The sequence below is a fragment of the Rhabdonatronobacter sediminivivens genome (assembly GCF_013415485.1).
Lineage (GTDB): Bacteria > Pseudomonadota > Alphaproteobacteria > Rhodobacterales > Rhodobacteraceae > Rhabdonatronobacter > Rhabdonatronobacter sediminivivens.
In genome coordinates this window covers 1-3,026 of the sequence record NZ_JACBXS010000097.1, presented here as the reverse complement: position 1 = coordinate 3,026, position 3,026 = coordinate 1, and the positions used below count along the sequence as shown (strand labels likewise).

At 64.0% G+C, this 3,026-nt stretch carries 4 protein-coding genes; 3 read left to right on the top strand and 1 reads right to left on the bottom strand.

Features of this window, described 5'->3' with window-relative positions; translation table 11 throughout:
* Nucleotides 1–222: 222 nt before the first annotated feature.
* Nucleotides 223–801, top strand: coding sequence for a uridine kinase family protein (locus HUK65_RS18205; protein WP_179907672.1), 579 nt, complete (start codon nt 223–225; stop codon nt 799–801).
* A gap of 15 nt (nt 802–816) precedes the next feature.
* Here HUK65_RS18205 and HUK65_RS18200 read toward each other — a convergent pair whose 3' ends face one another.
* The gene (locus tag HUK65_RS18200; RefSeq protein ID WP_179907671.1) at nt 817–1,686 is read right to left on the bottom strand and encodes an NmrA family NAD(P)-binding protein; all 870 of its coding nucleotides are present in this window, start codon (nt 1,684–1,686) and stop codon (nt 817–819) included.
* 79 nt (nt 1,687–1,765) lie between these two features.
* Between HUK65_RS18200 and HUK65_RS18195 the strand changes: the two genes are divergently transcribed.
* Together HUK65_RS18195 and HUK65_RS18910 are read left to right on the top strand one after the other, a co-directional pair.
* Nucleotides 1,766–2,683: a LysR family transcriptional regulator gene (locus tag HUK65_RS18195; protein ID WP_179907670.1), complete on the top strand. Its 918-nt coding sequence runs from the start codon at nt 1,766–1,768 to the stop codon at nt 2,681–2,683.
* Nucleotides 2,684–2,695: 12 nt separating this feature from the next.
* Entirely contained in the window at nt 2,696–2,965 is a 270-nt protein-coding gene (locus HUK65_RS18910; RefSeq protein WP_179907674.1) for a VOC family protein, read from the top strand.
* Nucleotides 2,966–3,026 lie beyond the last annotated feature (61 nt).

Below are 3,026 nucleotides of genomic sequence, written 5' to 3'. Positions count from 1 at the left end.
GCAGGATCGTCGCCGCCCTGGGCGACGAAGCTGCCCAGGCGCTTCAAGTCACGCTCGACGCCACGTCGCTGGCGATGGCCAGTGCCGAGCAGGAAGGACGGGATGGCACAGTTGACCTGGACAGTGACGATCGGTCCGGGCAGGAATGATCGAGGGCAAGACCCCAAGCCAGTGCGCAGCTGAGAACAAAGGGGGTCAACCATGGATCGGTATCCGCCCCGGGTGACAGGTATCAAAGATCTTGCCGAGCATGTCATGGCGGCCGCTCATGGCGTTGATCGACCTTTCATCCTGGCTCTTGACGGGCGCAGCGGCGCGGGGAAGTCCACATTGGCGGCAGCCTTCGCCACAGAGATTGAGGCGGCGGTCATCGAGGGCGACGATTTCTATGCGGGCGGTATCGACCTGCGCAGTGACAGGCCCGAGGCACGCATCGACGCCTGCATCGACTGGACCAGGCAGCGGCAGGTCCTGCGCGGATTGCATGCCGGGCAAGCCGTCGAATGGCGCGCCTTCGACTGGGATGCGTTCGACGGGCGGCTTTGTCACCCGCCGAAAAGACTGTCACCCGCGCCCTATGTGATCCTCGAGGGGGTCTATGCCGCAAGGCCGGAACTGGCCGATCTGCTTGACCTGCGCGTTCTGGTCGAGGTCGCGCCCGGCATTCGCACGGCGCGACTTCTTGACCGTGAAGGGGCCATCGGTGGGTGGGAGCGGCAGTGGCACGAGGCCGAAGAGCACTACTTTCGAGACGTCATGCCCCCGGAGTGCTTCGATCTGATCTATCGCGATCCGGCCTGATCGCCGCTGCCCACATCACGCGACCATGTGCCTGACAATCCTTTCAACCGCGTCGATCAGTTCCACGGCCCCATATAGATGTTCGTTCCCGGCTTCATGCGCCACCCTGCCGCTGGCGATGCCGCCATACATCCCCAGAAGCGCCTCCGCGACGTCCGGCGACACCCCGTCCTGCACGAGAATCGCCAGGCGCGCCTCAACTGGCACGAATGCCGTCTTCACCGGACGATCCAGGACACGGCCAAATGCGGTGGCAACATCATCGGCGCACCAATCCCGCGGCCCGGAAAGCTCGACGATCCGTTGACCGCGGAAGTCGTCGCACAAGAGCTCGGCGGCAGTACGCCCGACATCGATTGTGCTCACCATCGGGATCTTCTGCTCGGGCGCGAGAAAGCTCGGCAGCACGCCATCAGATATCGCGAACTGGGCCACCTCGCCCCAGGTTTCGACGAAATAGCCCGGCCGCAGAAAGGTGGTGGACGGCGCAACCCCATAGAGATGCTTCTCCAGGATGTTGAGCATCGCGATGATGCCCGTGCCCGTTTCATGCCGTGCACCGACAGAGGACAGGGCGACGACCCTCGGCAAAGCGGCCTCGCGCACCGCCCGGGCTAGCGCGCGGCCCAGCTCCTCGGCGCGGAGGTAGGGGTCTCCGCTTTCGGGCGGTGGGCAGAGAAGGAAGGCACCTGATGCGCCCAACAGCGCATCCGCAAGGCCGTGTGCATCCTCGATGCTGCCGATGGCGACATCCGCGCCGAGTTTTCTCCAGGTTTCAGCCTGTTCCGGGCGCCGCAGGAAGACGCGGAGGGGTTGTCCCATTTCGAGCAACGCGCGTGCGGTTTCACCGCCGGCGCGCCCATTTGCTCCCAGCACGACAAACATGATGTTTCTCCTGTGTTGACTTCACCGGAGACTACGCAAGGCGCTGGAATGCGTCCAATGCATGTGGCATATACTCAGCATGCGTGAAGTGGATTTACGGGCCATCGACCTCAACCTTCTGGTCGTGCTGCAAGCGCTCCTTGATGAGCGCAGCGTCACCCGGGCCGCCACCCGGCTCGGCATGAGCCAGCCCGCGGCCAGCAGGGCGCTTGCGCGGTTGCGCAAGCTTTTCTCCGATGCGCTTCTGGTGGAGGGGCAGGGGGGATATCTGCTGACCGCACGCGCCGAGGACGTTCGGCCCTTGCTGCGCGACACGCTCACCGGTGTCGGCGAACTTCTAGACGGCAGGTCATTTGACCCGGTGCAGGCCACCGGATCCTTGCGCCTGCTGATGGCCGATCTCGAGGCGGCGGTTCTGGCGCCACGCTTACTTGCGTTCCTCGCGGAACAGGCGCCTGCGGTCGATCTGGAAGTGGTGCCACCTGGCCCGAAGCCGCTCGGGGCCCTCGAAGCCGATGCGGTCGATGTGCTTGTCGGTCTTGTCGAGGACGCGCCAGCAGGGTTCCGCAAGCGAAAGCTCTATGGGGACGACTTTGTCACCCTCATGCGCGCGGATCATCCGTGCGCGGACGTTCCTCTCTCGCTGGATCGGTATCTTGCCCTCGACCATCTCGTCGTCAGCATCACCGGATCGGGTCCTTCCCTTATCGACCAGTCGCTTTTCCGTCTTGGCAGGCAACGTCGCGTGAAGGTGCGCGTCCCGAGTTTCCTCGCGGCCGTAGAGATCGCTGCCCGGTCCGATCTGGTCATGACGCTTCCATCCAGCCTTGCGCAAACCGCGGCGGACATGCGACGCTTCGTGCTGAAACGGCCCCCGCTGGATCTGGGCCGCGTGACGATCAGCCTCGCCTGGCACGCGCGCCACCACGATTCCCCCCGGCACAAGTGGTTGCGTCAACTTATCGTCGCGGCGGCCTCCGGAATCGGCACTCAGTAAACAGACTCCAATCTGGGTGCAGGTCCCTCTGACAGGAGCCAAGAATTTGAGGCAGAGACTCTGACCTTCGATGTTCCGGACGCCGCGCAGGTGTATCACACACTTCGGGCTGCGGGCCTGCCAATCTTGCTGACCTTGCGCGACGAACCATTCGGCCAGCGCCATTTCATCACCCGCGACCCTGCTGGCGTGCTGATTGACGTGATCACCCTCATTGCCCTCAGCGTTGAATTTCTTGCGCAATATGCGGATGACGCCGTGCCGCAGGGGATGTCCCGATGAATGTTGAAATCGGGTCGGGGCAGCGCTGCCGGGGTCATGGTTAGGCGGCCTCTGCGGTCTG

Excerpts from the sequence above, each read along its gene's own strand:
- HUK65_RS18200 (WP_179907671.1), bottom strand. The coding sequence starts at position 1,686 with ATGTTTGTCGTGCTGGGAGCAAATGGGCGCGCCGGCGGTGAAACCGCA.
- HUK65_RS18195 (WP_179907670.1), top strand. The coding sequence starts at position 1,766 with ATGCGTGAAGTGGATTTACGGGCCATCGACCTCAACCTTCTGGTCGTG.